Source organism: Blautia sp. MSJ-19 (assembly GCF_018918125.1).
Lineage (GTDB): Bacteria > Bacillota > Clostridia > Lachnospirales > Lachnospiraceae > Blautia_A.
The window spans coordinates 1-1,004 of record NZ_JAHLQA010000040.1; the positions used below are offsets into that span (position 1 = coordinate 1).

The 1,004-nt window shown below is 39.7% G+C and carries 2 protein-coding genes; one reads left to right on the plus strand and one right to left on the minus strand.

Features of this window, described 5'->3' with window-relative positions:
• On the minus strand, nt 1–710 hold a 710-nt coding region (locus tag KQI91_RS13635; RefSeq protein ID WP_216393325.1), incomplete at its 3' end, for a transposase.
• 114 nt (nt 711–824) lie between these two features.
• Between KQI91_RS13635 and KQI91_RS13640 the strand changes: the two genes are divergently transcribed.
• Nucleotides 825–1,004: hypothetical protein (locus KQI91_RS13640; RefSeq protein ID WP_216393326.1), on the plus strand; the 180-nt coding region annotated here is incomplete at its 3' end.

A 1,004-nucleotide genomic window follows, 5' to 3' on the forward strand; every position in this document is an offset into this window, starting at 1 on the left:
ATCTCTATGATACGGTTATTAGACAGCTTTTTATGTTTGGTGAGCTTTCGTTTCCTGTTCTTTTCAATGGTCTCACGGACTTTATCCATCCCTTCGATCACAAACATCTGTGCATTTCTAATCCCATACTTTGAAGCATACGCATGATCCTGTATGAAAGCATTATACTTTGAAAAAAGCTGATCGATAGAATCCAGCAGGCCAGCAAGATGATAATTGATGCTTCCACGCCAGACAAAGGTATATCTGTTGGCATTTGCTTCTATTTTCGTGCCATCGATAAAAAGCTCTTTTAATGTGACCAGCCCTTCTTTTTCCAGGCGGCGCATGAACTGGTAATTCAGATCATCCAGGATACCAGAAGTCAGCTTTTTATTTTTGAATTCATAAAAAGCATCCCGTTTTGGTTTTTGTCCCCGTGTCAGCCAGATAAAAGCAAGATCCCTTGTGCAGAGATCAACAATACGGTCAACAGAACGTATCCCACGCATGTTCGCGTAAGTAACTACAGCATACATCATGATCGGGTTGTACCCGGTTCTTCCCTTATCCGAACAATTGGCTAACAAGCCAGAAAAATCTAATTCCTCCATCACTTTTTTAAGGGTATAGACGGGATCGTCGTCAGGTAAACACAGATCATAGAAATTAAAATGAATTTTCTGTTGCCCTAATTCGAAAAATTCGTTATAATAATCTTGTTTGTGCATAGTTACATTATAACATGTAACGGAGAGAAAGATGGTTATCGTTAGCCATCTTTTTTTCTTTTTTTTTCTTTTTTAGTAAAAGCAGGGAGGGGGCTGTCGCATTAGCAGATATTTTTGCTGGGCGGCAGCCCTGTTTTATGCCAAAATGGCATCGAAATCACCTATCGTTTCGATGCCATTCTTCATAAGCACAGTTCATCCCTAAGCATCCCTCTCAGCATGCCTTATTTCAAACTGTTTTGCTTTCAATTTTCAAAATCTATGCCATCTTTAAGGCAAACAGGTGACTTCCGG